Consider the following 16,357-nt stretch of genomic DNA (forward strand, 5'->3'; position numbering starts at 1 on the left):
TGGATGAAAACACGATGGGTTTGACCCTGGTAGATGAAAAGCTACTACGTTGATAAGCGTTCAGGTGCCCATAAAACCCATCCATATTGCGCTATGTGCGTTATATTCCTCCCCCTTTGGTCTTGTCGCTCCATGATTCGCTTGATGCTCAGAAGAGGCCATCGCATCATCGATAAAGAATCGTGACGATAACCAACAAATATCCGCAGTGCCTTCTGTCGAATTGAGAAGCAGCGGCAGGGAGCGTCTCCCACTATGACGATGAATCATACGACACTAGCTGTCATCGATGACGACGTCGAAATTCGTGAATTGTTGCAAACTTACCTTGAGCAGCACGGTTTCAAGGTCGTGTTGGGGGGCGACGGCGATGCCTTACCTACCTTGATACGTAATGAAGACCCCGATTTGCTGATACTCGACATCATGATGCCGGGGGAAGATGGATTATCGCTTTGTCGCGATCTTCGCCGCCACAGCAACTTACCTATCATCATGCTGACCGCCAGTGTGGATGAGACTGACCGTATTCTCGGACTCGAACTAGGCGCCGACGACTATTTGGCCAAGCCGTTCAACCCACGTGAACTACTGGCGCGCGTCAAAGCGATATTGCGCCGCGTCAAGCCATTACCGGCTGCGGCCACACGTATCATCCGGTTCGGGCCCTGGTCACTAGATAGGATTACGCGCGAGTTGATCGACGATGCGGGTAATCGAAGCCATCTATCGGGCGCGGATTATCAGCTACTCGGCGTGTTTCTTGATCATCCCGAACAGGTGTTGTCCCGCGAGCGCTTGTTCGATCTTAGTCGGGGACGCCGAGCTCCCCCCTTGGATCGTTCCATCGATGTACACGTCTGCCGCTTGCGTCAGCGTCTGGGAGAAGATGCCCAGCATTCGCAATTGATCCGTACCGTGCGTGGGGCAGGTTATGTCCTGGCCACCCCCGTGGAATCGGTGATGTGAAGCGATGGTGGCGTCCGCGTACCCTTAGGGGACGTTTCGTATTGATCATGTTGCTGGGCGTGTTAGGCGCACAGATTGCCAGCTACGGGATCTGGAGCTGGCAGGAAAATCGCGAGCGCATGGTGAGGCTCGATAGCCTATCGCGTCATCTCGCCGAAAGCTTGGCGGCCACCGTACGGTACTTCAGTTCCTTGCCGTATGAGTATCGGCATATCGTGCTCGATCAATTACGTGATATGGGGGGCACCCGCTTCTTCGTGAGCGTCAACGATCATCGCATTGCCTTGCCGAGCACCAGTGGAGGTAACGCGCGCGAGATGGTGGCCGCTAATTTGCAAGATGGACTCGTGCAAGAGCTTGGGCAGCGAGAGATGTACATCGGGTTTTCACGGCCCAGCGACCTGCGTGTGTTTAATAATGAGGTTCCCCTCGCGGAACTCCCCGCCCATTGGGCGCACCGCAGCTTGGCTATCACACCGTTGTCGACGCCCATTCTCGTCGTGCAAATGCCTCTCGAAGGGGGCAATTGGTTGTTCGTCGCGACCTCCCTTCCCATGGCGGAGTCCTTGGAAGACGCTACATGGCTATCCGGTGATCGGCTCTTCGTTTCCATAGCTGTATTGCTGACGGTCATCGCATTGTCGTTATGCGGAATACGCTGGTCGACGCGACCGCTCTCGATCCTGGCCAAGGCGGCACGACGTCTAGGGGACGATCTAGAATCGCCGCCGCTTGCCGAACGCGGGCCCCGTGAATTGCGCGATACTGCCATGGCGTTCAACCGCATGAGTGAACGGATTCGCCATCAGGTCGAGGAACGTGAACGTTTGTTTTCCGCCATTTCGCATGATCTCAAAACTCCCATCACACGCTTGCGCCTACGTGCCGAGATGCTCGACTCATCCGCTCAGCGCGAGGCTTTCATACGCTCTCTGGATGAAATGGATCAGTTGGTGAAGGGCGCCTTGGCTTCTGTGAAAGGGTTGGACCTTCATGAGACGACTTCAGCGCTCGACGTAGACGTGCTGGTGAAAGACATCATGGAAGAGCTCGCCGTACATGAAGGGGCTTCGGTCCATCTTGAAGGGCACGCGGGGTGGTTGTCTGCGAAACCTTTGGCACTCAAGCGTTGCCTGGCCAACCTCATCGAGAACGCCATTTTTTATGCGCAGCATGTGAATATCGCGCTTCACCGGAATTACGAGCATATTGTCATCGGGATCAGTGACGATGGACCGGGCATTCCTCAGACACAGCGGGAGCGTGTCTTCGAGCCTTTCGTGCGGCTTGAGACCTCTCGGAGTCGTCACACGGGGGGAAGTGGTCTGGGGCTTTCCATTGCTCGGCATATCGTGAGAGCCCACGGTGGGGAAATCTCCTTGAATGAGTCCACCGAAGGGGGATTGAGCATCCGGATAAGCTTACCCTTGGCACATTGAATTGCCTGCGATTGTAGCTGGGGTTGGATATTACAGAACTGCAATATGTCGCCAAGACTTTGTAAGACTCGGTAACCCAAACGCATGTTGGCATACGCTACGCTCGAAGCCAGGGATCGGGGGCGTTCGATCCGCCGGCTCATGGTCGCCACTAAGGGACTGACGTCATAACGATAACGGCCGCGGATGGCGCCATTCATTCGAGTGTGAACAGTACTGGGCGACCGCCCTTCGGGCATGCTTTGGCCTTTCCTCGCCCCGTCGACGCTTCGCCGCCCGCTCCCGAGACTGGTAAGACACGAGGCACTCCCTCGTGATTGAGCGACCCATGTCGCTATAACAACCATAAGGAGTTACGCCATGAAAACGATCCATGCGCTCGCCGCAGGTGCTCTGCTGGCTGCTGCCGTGGGACAGGCCAATGCCGCTGAAATTGAGGTCCTGCATTGGTGGACCTCGGGTGGTGAAGCCAAGGCCGCCAATCTGCTCAAGGAAAAACTCGAAGCCAAAGGTCACACCTGGAAAGATTTCGCGGTTGCCGGTGGTGCGGGCGATAGTGCCATGACGGTACTCAAATCGCGTGCGATCTCGGGAAATCCACCGGCGGTGGCGCAAATCAAAGGGCCCTTGATTAAAGAATGGGGCGACATGGGGTTCCTCGGTAACATCGATAAAGCCGCCGAAGCCGATGGATGGGACGACTTCCTTCCTGCGGAAATCGTCGATGCCGATAAAGTCGACGGCCACTACGCCGCAGTCCCCGTCAATATTCATCGTATCAACTGGATTTGGGCCAACCCCGAGGTTCTAGAAGATTCGGGCGTCGATCACGTGCCGCAGACTTGGGATGAGTTCTTTGACGCTGCCGACAAGATTCGCGAAGCGGGTTACATTCCGCTCGCTCACGGTGGTCAACCTTGGCAGGATGCGACCGTTTTCGAAGTGGTCATGATGGGGATCGGGGGTGGCGATTTCTATCGCAAGGCGTTCGTCGACCTGGACCCTGAGGCGTTGACCAGCGACACCATGATCAAGTCGCTCAAGACCTTCAAGAAGCTACGCGGCACCATGGACGAAAACATCGCCGGCCGTGACTGGAACATCGCTACATCGATGGTCATCAATGGCAAGGCGGCCATGCAGATCATGGGCGACTGGGCCAAGGGCGAGTTCACCGCTGCGGGCATGACACCTGGCGAAGACTATGAATGCGTTGCGCCGCCGATGACCGAAAGCATGTTCTCCTACAACACCGATAGCCTGGCCATGTTCGATGTCGACGACGAAGGTAAGCAACAGGCCCAACTGGACCTGGCGAGTATCGTTCTGTCGAAGGATTTCCAAGTCCAGTTCAACCAGGCCAAAGGGTCGATTCCAGTGCGCCTGGATGTCTCCCTCGACGATTTCGATGCCTGCGCGAAGGCTTCGCGTGAAGCCTTCGATGTCGCCATGGATGAAGGTGGGCTGGTGCCTAGTCTGGCACATGGCATGGCGGTGTCGGATAGCCAGCAAGGTGCGGTGTTCGATGTCATCACCAACTTCTTCAATGATCCTGACATGAAGGCCGAAACCGCCTCAGAGCGACTGGTCAGCGCCGTGCGCGCAGCCGAGTGAGGTGAGTCGTTGCTCGCTGCCGAGGCTTGAGTCGGTAGCGAGCAACCGTGTCTTGTCAAAAGGATATCGTCGATGCCATCAAATGTATCTGCGCCTGCTTCCAGAGAGCGACGACACCGTCGCTCTCTGGCGGGCCATATTGAACGTGTATTGCCCCGTCTGGTCGTCGCGCCCTCGCTCGCAGTAGCGTTGTTTTTCGTCTATGGCTACATGCTCTGGACGTTTCTGCTGTCAATGACCAACTCGCGGATGTTGCCGCAATACGATTTCGTAGGATTCGAGCAGTACGCGCGACTTTTTGCCAATGAACGCTGGCACGTAGCGGCTACGAACCTGGTGGTGTTCGGTGGCTTATTCATCGTGAGCTGTCTGGTGATAGGGTTACTGCTAGCGATTTTGCTCGATCAGCGTATCCGACAAGAAGGCGCGTTGCGTACGGTTTATCTGTACCCGATGGCGCTTTCCTTGATCGTGACCGGTGTCGTCTGGCGCTGGTTGCTCAACCCAGGGCTGGGTATCCAGGCGATGGTGCGTGGCTGGGGATTCGAAGACTTTACCTTCAACTGGCTCGTCGATAGTGACATGGCGATTTACACCCTGGTGATCGCTGCCGTATGGCAAGCGTCCGGGTTCGTGATGGCCTTGTTCCTGGCCGGTCTCAGGAGTATCGACGACAGCCTCTTTCAGGCGGCGGCGCTGGATGGTGCCAGTTTACCGCGTATCTACACACGCATCGTCTTGCCGAGCCTGCGCCCCGTAGTGTTCAGCTCCGTGATGATTCTCGCCCATATCGCCATCAAGAGTTTCGATCTGGTCATGGCGCTGACAGGAGGCGGTCCCGGCTACGCGACCGACCTGCCCGCTACTTTCATGTACGCACACACCTTTACACGAGGGCAGATCGGTCTGGGGTCGGCGAGCGCGATCATGATGCTATGCGGCGTGTTGGCGATCTTGGTGCCGTATCTGTATTCCGAATTGCGAGGGCAGCGACATGGCTAACATGGTACGTCGACATACAACCTCGGCACGGCTATGGCGCGCCGGACTATATACGCTGCTGATCGTGGCGGCGCTGGTGTATTTGTTGCCGCTCGTGGTAATGCTGCTGACATCGCTGAAGCCCTTGGATGACATTCGCGCCGGTGGCCTCTTGTCACTGCCCAGCACGATTTCCTTCGAGGCCTGGAGCAAGGCATGGGGGGCGGCCTGCACGGGTATGCGTTGCAACGGCATGTCGGGCTACTTCCTCAACTCGATAGCCATCGTCGTCCCCGCTGTGGCGATTTCTTCTTTTGTAGGCGCGCTTAATGGTTACGTGTTGACCAAGTGGCGTTTTCGGGGCGCGAACCTATGTTTTGCACTACTGCTCTTCGGCTGCTTCGTGCCGTTCCAAGTGGTGCTCATGCCCATGGCGAGGACGTTGGGCTGGCTGGGGCTAGCGAGTTCCACCAGTGGCTTGGTGCTTGTGCATGTGGTGTATGGCATCGCGTTCACCACGCTTTTTTTCCGTAACTATTACGTGTCGATACCCGATGAAATGATCGCTGCCGCCAAGCTAGACGGCGCGGGTTTCTGGCGTATTTTCTGGCGCATCCTGCTGCCGGTATCGGGTCCCATCATCACCGTGACGGTCATCTGGCAATTCACTCAGATCTGGAATGATTTCTTGTTTGGAGTGTCGTTCGCGGGCTTCGACTCGCAGCCGGTGACGGTGGCACTCAACAATATGGTCAATACCTCCACCGGCGTTAAGGAGTACAACGTCGACATGGCAGCGGCCATGATCGCCGCCTTACCGACCCTGGTGGTGTATGTGTTGGCCGGAAAATATTTCGTGCGCGGGTTGACCGCGGGATCCGTCAAGGGTTGATTACAGAGGTCATTATGTCCGCTTTGAACGTCCGTCACGTCAACAAGACATTCGGTAGCACGCAGGTACTCAAGGATATCTCACTGGCGATCGATTCCGGGGAGTTCCTGATCCTGGTCGGCCCCTCGGGCTGCGGGAAGTCGACTTTGATGAATACCATCGCAGGGCTCGAGCCCGTCACTAGCGGTGAAATACGCATCGGTGATGAAGATGTGACCTGGCATACCCCATCCGAGCGCGATATCGCCATGGTGTTTCAGTCCTATGCGCTTTATCCGAGCATGAACGTGCGGCAGAACATTTCCTTTGGGTTGGAGATGCGCAAGATGCCCAAGGCCCAGCGCGAAGAGGCGGTCTCGCGCGTGGCTGAGCTTTTGCAAATCACGCCGCTGCTTGATCGCAAGCCTTCACAACTATCGGGTGGGCAGCGCCAGCGCGTGGCCATGGGCCGCGCCTTGGCGCGTGAGCCGCAGATCTATCTGTTCGACGAACCGCTCTCGAACCTGGATGCCAAGCTGCGCGTGGAAATGCGTACCGAGATCAAGAAATTGCATCAGCGTCTCGGGACCACCATCGTCTATGTCACACACGACCAGATCGAAGCCATGACGCTGGCCGATCGAATCGCGGTGATGCGCGACGGAGAAATTCTGCAGTTAGGGACGCCCCACGAAGTATATAACGACCCCGTGGACATGTTCGTGGCAGGCTTCATGGGCTCGCCATCGATGAACTTCCTGCCCGTCACGCTCGTGAGTCAGGCAAGCGGTTATGCCTTGCAAGTCCACGACGAGAAACAAGGCGGGACGGCGTTGACGTTGCCATGGCCGGTGGAGCGTGACACTCAGGAACTCTCGTCCCGTGTCGGCGATCGTCTGATCCTGGGATTGCGGCCCGAGCATTTTCTCGAAGACGACGCCATACAAGAAACGTCAGGGGAGGGGACGCGGCTCGAGGTAACGGCGACGGTGGTCGAGCCGACCGGTGCGGATACCCTGCTGCAAGCGTGGCTAGGTGGCAACGAGATAACGGCTCGCCTTGGTCCGAAGAGTCGCGTAGTGGCGGGAGACCGAGTGGCATTGCGCGCCGACTTGAGTCGCGCTGTCTTGTTCGATGAAAAGACCCAGCGGCGCCTAGCATAGCAGGGTACCAGACGCGCGTGGCACGGCCGGTATTGGAATAGGGCGCGGGGCATGAGTCCTTGCCTCGCGTACTCTCCGCTCGTTAGACTGCCGGCCCGCCGATTCTGGAGTCCAACATGGCCGTCTGTCCGCACGAGTGGCTACTCTATTGCCGTCCCGGTTTCGAGAAGGACCTGAGCGCCGAACTCTCGGACAAGGTTGCCCACGTGGGGCAGGCGGGATACCCCGTCGCGTCGCCGGGCAGCGGCCATGTGCGTTTCGTGCTCGACCCCGCCACGCCTGCCAATGACGTGCATCGTGGCCTACCGCTCGAGACGCTAGTGTTCGCGCGGCAATCGCTGGTGGCGTTCCCGCCCCTGGAAGACTTGCCGCGTGACGATCGGCTGACGGCGATCGTCGATCTCGTCGTCGCCAGCGGCTGGTCGTTCGAATCGGTCTGGCAGGAAACGCCGGATACCAACGAAGAGAAGGCGTTGGCCGGTTTGATGAAAGCCTTGCGCAAGCCGTTGGAAAGCACGCTCAAAAAGCGTGGTGCGCTGCGTCGCAAGGCTGGTGGTCGGCGCTTGCATCTATTCTGGACGGCGGGGGATCGTGTCCAACTGGCGATGAGTTTCCCCGGTAACCGCGCTGAACATCTCGGCGGCATATGGCGCCTGAAGTTCCCACGTGAAGCGCCGAGTCGCTCGACCCTCAAGCTCGAAGAAGCTTGGCATGTCTTCGTGCCACGTGACGCTTGGCCGGCGCGCCTCAACGATGCCATGCAGGCGGCCGATCTCGGCGCCGCTCCTGGGGGCTGGACCTATCAGCTCGTGCGCCAAGGCATGTATGTCTACGCCATCGACAACGGCCCCATGGACGCTACGCTGATGGCCACAGGGCAAGTCGAGCACTTACGCGAAGATGCTTTTGTCTGGGAGCCGCCGATGCGTCTCGACTGGTTAGTGTGCGACATCGTCGACAAACCCATGCGCGTCATCGACATGGTGGAGCGCTGGTTGATCCAGAAGTGGTGTCGTGAAGCGATCTTCAACCTGAAACTGCCCATGAAGAAGCGCTGGGAAGAAGTGACGCGTTGCCTGACACGTCTCGATGATAGCCTGCAGCGAGCCGGCGTGCGGGCTCGGATACGCGCTCGACACCTTTACCACGATCGCGAGGAAGTGACCGTGCATGTGTACCTGCAGGATTGAGGTCGCCACGGCGATAGCGCATCATCGAGTTTGAGCGAACACGAGGTTACGTCATTTATGTCCGATCCCGATACGTCCCTGCCCCCACCGGATGCCGTGCTGGATACCACTGGCTTGTATTGTCCTGAACCGATCATGATGATGCACAATCAGGTGCGGGATATGGACGTTGGCCAACTTCTAGAGGTCATCGCCACGGACCCCGCCACGACACGCGACGTCCCCAAGTTTTGCACCTTCCTGGGCCATGAACTCGTCGCGCAGTCGCAGGAAGATGAACGCTACCACTATGTCATTCGTCTAGCCTGACGCCGCTCTCCGTCAAGGCGATGATGAAGGTGTCGTCATCACGGCGAGGGCCTCCATTGTGGTGGGGTCTTGCTGCTTGATCTGGTTGGCGATATGACGCTGGAAGTAATACACCGTCGCATGGCGGCTATGGCCGGCATAGAGGCAGGCATCACCCGCCACGATCGGCGTCTGCTCGACACGTTTCTCGTCGACGAGTAGCGATTCCACGCTGCCGTCGTTGTACAAGCGCCAGCCAAATACCTGCTTGAGTTGCCAGCTTTCCCCGTCGCTGGCGAGGCACAGCGCATGCGTACCCTGCGTATCGGGCAACTGCTGTATCAAGGTCGGGGCCGACGTTTCTTCATACTCGAAATACGCGGCGGCATGTTCCAACTCATAGACTTTATGCTCGGGCGGTGCGTGGAAGATCTCTTCCGTCTCGGGATCGCGATAGCCAAAAAAGCGCCCATGATCGGGACTGTCCATTTCATGACAGGCGATCAGGGCTTCCATCCAAGGTACCAGGCCAACCACCTCGCCGCTTTCGCGGAGCCCCCAGGCCAACAGCGGCATGCCATACAGCGTGTCAGGGTCCGAGGCCAGGTGATACAGCATTTCAAGGCCATCCAGTTCAGGCGCTAAGCGTAGAATGCGGCGCTGCGCCTGACGTCGCTGCCTCATGGTGTCCAGGTCAATGACCCGGGCGGTGCGTGGGGACGAAACGATACCCATGGCAACCTCCTTGCGCAGCATTAATAGGCCAAGACCTAGTTTCACTATTAGCACAGGCCAACATGGAAAGTTAAGCGTTGATGCAGTGTTTTTTTGAGTACCACGCGTTACGCCCCCGAACGGTCAGGCCGAACGAGGGCGTTTTGAGGTGAGGCGTTTCCAGGCGGTCAGCTCGGTGTGGCGGTAGACGTGCCATTACGAGTGCGTTGCATGGCATAAAGCCCCACGCCGATCATCAGGCCGATGATATCGGTGTAGATACCGCCATAAATCATGCACAGCGCGCCTATCAGCATCACCAGGCGCTGCCAGGCCTTGACCGGCCCGAAGAACCACGCCTGCACGGTGGCCGACAGCAGCACGATCCCGAGCGTGGCGGTGACGCCGACACGTAGGATCTGCAGCCACGAGCCCTCCATCAGCATGGCCGGGCTGTAGAAGAACATGAACGGCACGATGAAGGCTGCCAGGCCGATCTTGAACGAGGCCATGGAGGTACCCATGGCATTGTCGCCCGATATCCCCGCTGCCGCGTAGGATGCCAACGCCACTGGTGGCGTGATGGCCGAAACGACCGCGAAATAGAAGACGAAGAAGTGTGCCACCAGCGGCTGAATACCGATGTCGATCAAGCCGGGCGCCACCACGGAGGCCGCGACGGCGTAGGCGGCGGTGGTCGGCATACCCATCCCCAGCAGAATGCTGATGCACATGGCGAAGACCAGCGCCAGCAATTGGCTGACTCCGGCCAGGCCTAGCAGCAACGATGAGAAGCGTGCCCCGACCCCCGTGAGCGCGATCACGCCGACGATCAACCCGGCACAGGCGCACACGGCGATGATTTGAATCGACATGGTGCCGGCCAGTTGCAGCGCCTTGAGAATGGCGCGAATGCCCATCTTGTGGGGTGATAGCCAGCTCACCACGGCGGCGGATGCCGTCGCCAGCGTACCCGCGCGAATCACCGAGTAGCCCATGAATAGCGCGACGATCAAGATCACGATCGGCGCGAACAGGTAGACGTGCTTGATGAGTTTCGAGAACCGTGGGATCTCGTCCTTGCGCATGCCGCGCATGCCTTTGCGAGCGGCCTCGAAATCAACCATGAAATAGACCGAGGCAAAGTACAGGATAGCCGGAATCAGCGCCGCGATAGCGATCTCGGTGTAAGGAATGCCGGTGATCTCGGCCATGATGAAGGCCCCAGCACCCATGATCGGGGGCATGATCTGTCCGCCGGTGGAAGCGGCCGCCTCGATGGCGCCGGCGCTGCGTGGCGGATAGCCGACCTTCTTCATCAATGGGATGGTCAGCGAACCGGTGGACACCACGTTGCCGGCGGAGGTGCCATTGATCATGCCCATCAAGCCAGAAGCGAAAATGGAGACCTTGGCGGGGCCACCACGCGCACGTCCGGCGGCGGCGAAGGCGAAGTTGACGAAATAGTCACCGACCTTGGAAGCCTGCAGAAACGCCGCGAAGATGATGAACAATATGATATAGGTCGAGGAAACGGCGGTGGTCGGTCCGAGAATACCGGCATCGGTGTAGACCTGACTGAAGAAGCGGCCCACCGAGAGGCCCGGGTAGCCGAGGAAGCCCGGTAAATGAGGCCCGACAAAGACATAGACCAGAAAGATCGAAGAAATGATCACCAGTGCGAGACCGGCGACGCGGCGCGTCAATTCGAGAATCAGCAGCGAACCGGCAATGGCCGCGTAGGAAATCCCCATGGGAGCGAATGGCGTGCCGGTGGAGGCGCGTAGCTGACTGTTGAACATCACCAGCAGGTAGCCGGCCACGGCCATCGAGCAGACCATCAACACTGCATCCGCCGGCGATAGCCCGTCACGTACTTGGCGATAGCTCCACGACAGCACGATGCCTGCCACGGTGGCCAGCAGCAACGGATAGCCGAAGTGCCAGGCTTCAATCTCGGGGGCGATGCGCATGGCGCCGTCGTTCATCGTTTGGTACATCATCGCCACCCGGACCAAGGCATAGAGCGCAGGGATCAACATGGCATAGCTCAACCAACGCAGCCAAGCACTCGAGCGCGCCTGTGGAGTCTCGGCGAATTGGGTACCAGCGTAGAAGCCATAGCCCAATATCAGGGCACCAGCGATGTGCAAAATACGAAACGACCAAGTCTCGAGAGGGTAGAGGTTGAGCGAGACCAGATGAAACAGTGAATAGACGATGGCCAGGGTGCCGAACAGCCACCATTGCCATCCGCCGTAGAGACGTCGGTTGGATTCGACGGCGACCTCGTCGACACCGTCGGCATTGACGGACTGGACGACGTCGTCGGCTCCCTCGTCACGGGATTGAGAATGTTGAGACATGAAAACACCCTTGGGTGTGAATAGGATGGCATGCATGCCACCCCGCATCGTGGCGACGCGGGGTGGCGTTTAGCTAAACGACCGACTTAGCGCTTCAGTTTTTCGGGGATGTCGTAGCCATTTTCCTCGTACCAGCGCACTGCACCCGGATGGAAGGGCAGTACGGTGTTGTACTTGAGGTTCTCCGGAACGCTGAACTCGGCGCTGCGGTGGATATCGCGCATCTTGTCGTTGTTTTCCATGCTCAGCTTGGTGATCTCATAGACGAAGTCCTCGGGGAGGTCGCAGCCGGCGATGGTGAAGTTCCACATGGAGACCGCGCGCGCATCGTCTTCGAGGGTCTGGTAGGTATCGGCGGGAATCGAGAATGCCGAGACCGGGAATTCTTCCATCACCTTGGCCTGTTCCTCTTCGGTGAACTCGACGATATTGACGTCGGTTTGCACCTCGAGTTGGCTGACGGCGGGAATCGGAATACCGGCGGCGAAGGCGATGACGTCGATCAGGCCGTCCTGCAATTGTCCGCCGAGGTCATTCCAGCCGCCGTTACGACGATCGAACTCGACCCCCAGCGTTTCGAGCATGGCCGGAAAGTAGGTATCCGAGGTGGAAGCCGCTGGGCCGAAACCGATGCTGGCCCCGTCGGGAATATCGGAGATCGACTCGATCCCGCTGTCGGCGAGCGTGGTGATGGAAAACGGCGTCTCGTACATCGGGAACAGCGCACAGACATTGTCCATTTTCACGCCCGGCGCCAGTGAGCTCTTGCCGGCCACGGCATCGGCCGCTGGGCCCATGGTGGTCAGGCCAAGAGCCACCTCACCCGTGTGTACCAAGGCCAGGTTCTGGTTGGGGCCACCGGTGACTTCGCCGCCCCCCGAGAGCCCTAGTTCATCGGCGATCATGTTGGCCCAGCCGGAGCCATACACGAAGTAAGTGCCACCCTGGCTGGCGGTGCCCACGGTAAAGTTTTCCGGCCAATCCTCACGGTCGGCTTGTGCCACGGTGGCGAGGCACATGGCCCCCGCGATAGTGGCGGTCAAGGCGTGTGTCTTGATAGACATGGCGAATTCTCCCGATATCGATTGTGGTTATGCGTATCCATTGCCGAGCGATGCTGGGCATCAAACTCGTTAAATACGTACTATCAGGGCAACCGCCATTCCATGTTTTGATTAATCTTTATTTTTCATTAAGTTACGCCACATCTATTCGACGAAGGTGGAAGAGGTGTCGACCTTTCATGGCTGGAAGTCCGCACAAAGTGGCCTACACCTTGTGCGGATTTCCGCACAGAGAGATTGATGCATAGAGGGAAGGAGGGCGATGGGGCTTATTCAAGCGCCGAGAATAGTGCCGCCTCAAGTAAGCGAGGTTACTCCGTCTCGACGATGTGGCGGTAATCCTCAGCCTTCAAGCCGTGTTTTTTCAGTTTGTCGTAAAGTGTCTTGCGAGGCACGCCCAGTCGATCGCATATATCGGTGACGCATCCCTGGTAGCGAACCAGTGCTTGATTGATCACGCTCTTTTCGAACACTTCGACCTGTTGGGCAAGCGGTAAATCGCCATTATCTTTATGTGCGCCTTGAAGTAGCGTCTCAAGGCTATAGTCACAGGTCGCCCCCAGCAACACGTAGCGCTCGGCGACATTGCGTAGCTCGCGGACATTGCCCGGCCAATCGTGGGCCAGCAAGGCAGAAACCCCCTGACTGTCGAGCGGCGGCGCTTCCAGCCCGCTGCGGCTGGCGGAGACGGCAACGAAGTGCTGAAAGAGCAAGGGAATATCCTCGCGGCGCTCGCGTAGCGAGGGAATCGGCAAAGTCACCACATTGAGTCGGTAATAGAGATCCTCGCGAAATTGTCCCGCCTCGGCGGCGAGCTTGAGGTCCGTCTTGGTGGCAGCGATCACGCGTATATCGAGTGTCACCAAGTCATTCGACCCGAGACGCTCCACGGCACGTTCCTGAAGCACACGTAGCAGCTTGACCTGCAGCGACAGCGGCATCGACTCGATTTCGTCGAGGAACACGGTGCCGCCGTTGGCATGTTCGAATTTGCCCACGCGACGTTCCACCGCGCCGGTAAAGGCGCCTTTTTCATGCCCGAATAACTCGGATTCGATGGTGCTTTCCGGCACGGCCCCGCAATTGATGGCGACAAAGGGTTTGCCGCCGCGCGAACTGCGCTCGTGAACGGCGCGTGCGACCAGGTCCTTGCCGGTGCCCGTCTCGCCGTAGAGCAACACATCGGTTTCGACTTGGCTGATACGCTGCACCATCGAGGCGAGTTGCTGAATGGCGGGCGCGCGCCCCACCAGGCGGGGCCCCGGAGTCGATTGCTGCGCCTCGAGTTCAGCCTTCAGGTGACGATTTTCCAGGCTCAGGCGACGCTTCTCGATGCCACGCCGAACGACCTCCACCAGGCGTTCTCCCGCGAAAGGCTTCTCCAAAAAGTCCCAGGCGCCATCGCGCATGGCTTCCACGGCGGTGGAAATATCGCCGTGCCCGGTGATCAATACCACCGGCAAGTCGGGGTCGCGATGGCGGACTTCGCGCAGCAAGGCCATGCCATCCATGCCGGGCATGCGGATGTCACTAACCAGCACGCCTGGGAAGTCCGTACTCAATGCCGCGAGCGCAGATTCCGCGCTTTCATGCACATCGGGCGCATAGCCCGCCAACTCCAATGTCTGGCTGGCGGTGATACGCAGATGGGCCTCGTCGTCGACGAGCATGACAGGAATGGCGGACGTTTCATGCATGAGAGCTTTCCTCGGGGCGCGCGGGATCATCGGGATCCGCGATGCGGGGAAGTGTGACACGGAAATGGGCGCCGCCGTCATTATGACCGCTGGCGTCGAGCTGGCCACCGAGATCTTCGATGATGCGTCGCGAGATCGAAAGCCCTAGCCCCAGCCCACTGCCCATGGTCTTCGTGGTATAGAAGGGCTCGAAAATGCGTGTCAAATGCGCTTCGGGAATGCCTGGACCATTATCGATGACATCCAGATGGACGCATGTAGCTTCGGCGACGATAGCGAGTGTCAGGCGGGGCTCGGGTATCTCGCTCATTGCCTGCAGGGCATTGCCGATGAGATTCACCAGCACCTGTTCGAGGCGTACCGGGTCGGCACGTACCCATGCCTCCTGCGTGGGCCAATGCTGCGCGATGGTGACCTGGCTTTCCTGAATGCGCGATTGAAACAGGCGCAGCGCGTACGCAAAGCAGGGCGTGACGGCCACTGCCGTGAGGTTGTCGCCGCTCTTGCGCGAGAACTGGCGGAGTTGGGCACTGATATCCGCCATACGCTCGGTGAGCTCGAGGACTTGGGCCAGATTGGCGTCGGCGCTCTCGACTCGTTGTCGAGCGATGAAGGCGCGCGCGTTCTCGGTATAGGCGCGAATGGCCGCCAGGGGTTGGTTGAGCTCATGATTGATGCCGGCGGCCAATTGCCCGAGGACGGCGAGCTTGGCGGCTTGAACCAACTCATCCCGTGTGGCGCGTAGACTATCTTCGGCACGTTGGCGCTCCTCGATCTCCGCCGACAGCCGACGGTTGGTGGCGACCAGATCACGGGTTCGGCTTTCTACGTGGCGTTCGAGCTCGTCCCGTGCCTGGGCCAGGGTGTGTCGCTCGCGCTCCGCGAAGCGTTCCCGCTCGCGACGCAAGCGTAGGCGCTGCCAACCGATGCCGACGCCTAGCGCGATGAGCCCGTAGAGCCCACCGGCCAGCACGGCCGCTAGCCACTGGGCCTGATGGACGGGTGTCAGCGGCTTTTGGATATGAATATGCCAGTCGAAATCGGCCATGGGACGGGCCAGGCTTAGATAGCGTTGCCCGGCGAGCGGGCCCGAGTCGAAGCCCACGAGACGCGTACGGGTATCTCGGCGATGATGTTCACGTAGCCCCGAGGGCGGTAGCGCTGCGTCCCCGTAGCGTCGGGAAGCGGTCACGGCCTGGCGCTGGGCGGTCGTCAACGGCGCCATGGTCGTCAAACGCAACTCGGGATGGCTAGCCATGAAGATGACTCCATCATGATCGGTGACCAGGAGTTCGGCATCCTGCTCGGCCCACCCCGTTTCCACCGTGTCGAGCAGGACCTTGAGCACCATGACGCCATCGGGACGATCTTCGCTGGCGCTCTCGTCGAGCCACACCGGTGCCGAGAAATAGTAGCCACGATCCTGAGACTGGATACCCAGACCAAAGAAGCTGCCATTCTTCCCGGCCATGGCTTCTTGATAATAAGGGCGGAAACGATAGTTCTGGCCGATGAACGTATCGGGCCGATGCCAATTACTGGCGGCGATGGTTTCACCGGTGTGGTCGAGCAGATAGATATCCGACACATTGGCGGTGGCCCGAAAACGATCCAGCATACGGTTCAGCGGCATCGGGTCCTGCGCGTCGGGATCGCTCAGGAAGCGCTTGACCATTTCGCGGGAGGCCAGCAGTTCCGGTAAGTAATCGTGCCGCGACAAATGGCCGACGAGGCTCGCCGCCGACAGGCGCAATTCGTTCTCGGCATCTTGGCGTAGTGCCTGAAGCGCTTGCTCGCGTGCCAGGCGCGACGTTTGCCACATACAGAGGATCAAACCGGCGATGACGCCCAGCACCAAGAGTGTGCGCGGGCGTAGCGGGATTGGAAAGCGGCGCTGAAAGGGCATGAAAAAGGGCTGACTCGTGGCAAATGACGTGGCGTATCGCGGGGCCACATGGCCACGTTCACATGATGAGCGGCGGTTTGCCTAAAGTTAAGCGC

Annotated in this window: 13 protein-coding genes; 8 read left to right on the forward strand and 5 right to left on the reverse strand. The window is 58.9% G+C overall.

Translation table 11 applies throughout. The features are described from left to right. Positions 1–255: 255 nt before the first annotated feature. From KZO83_RS12880 to tusA, 8 genes are all read left to right on the forward strand, one after another. On the forward strand, positions 256–969 hold the full coding sequence (locus KZO83_RS12880; protein ID WP_179000158.1) for a response regulator: 714 nt from the start codon (positions 256–258) through the stop codon (positions 967–969). Next, positions 966–2,408: an ATP-binding protein gene (locus KZO83_RS12885; protein WP_247621096.1), complete on the forward strand. Its 1,443-nt coding sequence runs from the start codon at positions 966–968 to the stop codon at positions 2,406–2,408. Before KZO83_RS12880 ends, KZO83_RS12885 begins: the two co-directional genes overlap by 4 nt. Before the next feature lie 360 nt (positions 2,409–2,768). Further along, on the forward strand, positions 2,769–4,022 hold the full coding sequence (locus tag KZO83_RS12890; protein WP_179000159.1) for an ABC transporter substrate-binding protein: 1,254 nt from the start codon (positions 2,769–2,771) through the stop codon (positions 4,020–4,022). Positions 4,023–4,094: 72 nt separating this feature from the next. After that, positions 4,095–5,024: a carbohydrate ABC transporter permease gene (locus KZO83_RS12895; protein WP_179000160.1), complete on the forward strand. Its 930-nt coding sequence runs from the start codon at positions 4,095–4,097 to the stop codon at positions 5,022–5,024. Next, positions 5,017–5,895 (forward strand): carbohydrate ABC transporter permease, encoded by an 879-nt coding sequence (locus KZO83_RS12900; RefSeq protein ID WP_179000161.1) that lies wholly within the window; start codon positions 5,017–5,019, stop codon positions 5,893–5,895. Before KZO83_RS12895 ends, KZO83_RS12900 begins: the two co-directional genes overlap by 8 nt. 14 nt (positions 5,896–5,909) lie before the next feature. Further along, the gene (locus KZO83_RS12905; protein ID WP_247621097.1) at positions 5,910–7,037 is read left to right on the forward strand and encodes an ABC transporter ATP-binding protein; all 1,128 of its coding nucleotides are present in this window, start codon (positions 5,910–5,912) and stop codon (positions 7,035–7,037) included. A gap of 116 nt (positions 7,038–7,153) precedes the next feature. Further along, entirely contained in the window at positions 7,154–8,227 is a 1,074-nt protein-coding gene (gene rlmM / locus KZO83_RS12910) for a 23S rRNA (cytidine(2498)-2'-O)-methyltransferase RlmM (protein WP_247621098.1), read from the forward strand. Positions 8,228–8,284: 57 nt separating this feature from the next. Beyond that, positions 8,285–8,536 (forward strand): sulfurtransferase TusA, encoded by a 252-nt coding sequence (gene tusA / locus KZO83_RS12915; RefSeq protein WP_247621099.1) that lies wholly within the window; start codon positions 8,285–8,287, stop codon positions 8,534–8,536. Between the two features lie 12 nt (positions 8,537–8,548). Here the strand turns inward: tusA and KZO83_RS12920 are convergent, their stop codons facing one another. The 5 genes from KZO83_RS12920 to KZO83_RS12940 form a co-directional block, all read right to left on the reverse strand. Beyond that, positions 8,549–9,250, reverse strand: a complete 702-nt coding sequence (locus tag KZO83_RS12920) for a hypothetical protein (RefSeq protein ID WP_179000165.1) — start codon at positions 9,248–9,250, stop codon at positions 8,549–8,551. A gap of 167 nt (positions 9,251–9,417) precedes the next feature. After that, positions 9,418–11,595 (reverse strand): TRAP transporter permease, encoded by a 2,178-nt coding sequence (locus tag KZO83_RS12925; RefSeq protein WP_247621100.1) that lies wholly within the window; start codon positions 11,593–11,595, stop codon positions 9,418–9,420. Positions 11,596–11,681: 86 nt separating this feature from the next. Beyond that, entirely contained in the window at positions 11,682–12,659 is a 978-nt protein-coding gene (locus KZO83_RS12930; protein ID WP_179000167.1) for a TAXI family TRAP transporter solute-binding subunit, read from the reverse strand. A 311-nt stretch (positions 12,660–12,970) separates the two neighbouring features. Continuing rightward, a complete protein-coding gene (locus KZO83_RS12935; protein ID WP_097023096.1) occupies positions 12,971–14,356 on the reverse strand; it encodes a sigma-54-dependent transcriptional regulator in 1,386 nt (461 codons plus the stop codon). Then, on the reverse strand, positions 14,349–16,262 hold the full coding sequence (locus KZO83_RS12940) for a sensor histidine kinase (protein ID WP_097023095.1): 1,914 nt from the start codon (positions 16,260–16,262) through the stop codon (positions 14,349–14,351). Before KZO83_RS12940 ends, KZO83_RS12935 begins: the two co-directional genes overlap by 8 nt. Positions 16,263–16,357 lie beyond the last annotated feature (95 nt).

It is taken from the genome of Chromohalobacter moromii, from assembly GCF_023091865.1.
In the GTDB taxonomy this organism is placed as follows: Bacteria; Pseudomonadota; Gammaproteobacteria; order Pseudomonadales; family Halomonadaceae; genus Chromohalobacter; species Chromohalobacter moromii.